This is a genomic window from Bradyrhizobium sp. WSM4874 (genome assembly GCF_055811835.1).
Window position 1 is genome coordinate 1 of sequence record NZ_JBVVPR010000239.1, and the last position, 342, is coordinate 342.

Below are 342 nucleotides of genomic sequence, written 5' to 3' on the forward strand. Positions count from 1 at the left end.
GCTCATGATCGCCGTGTGCAAGGCGTCAAGCGCCATATGAGGATTCCGCCCCGGCCGGAAGCCGTAGGAGAACCCGAGGAAGTCGACGTCGTAGACGGCGCTCAACACCTCGGCTACTGCGCTTTGGACAATCTTGTCCTCTAGCGCCGGCACACCGAGAGGCCGCTTACCGCCATCGGCTTTGGGGCTGTACATTCGTGGCACCGGCTGTGGCCGGTAGCGACCCGTGTGGGCCCGTCCGCAGAGCTCGCGGAGGTTATCCGTAAGCCTCTCTTCGTACTTCGCCACCGTTACCCCATCGACCCCTGCGCTGGCCTGCCGCTTTTGTCGTCGAAACGCCCG

The 342-nt window shown here is 64.0% G+C and carries 1 pseudogene; it reads right to left on the reverse strand.

The window, feature by feature from the left end:
• Window positions 1–342, reverse strand: a pseudogene (locus AC0L3P_RS40195) (group II intron reverse transcriptase/maturase); the annotation flags it as partial.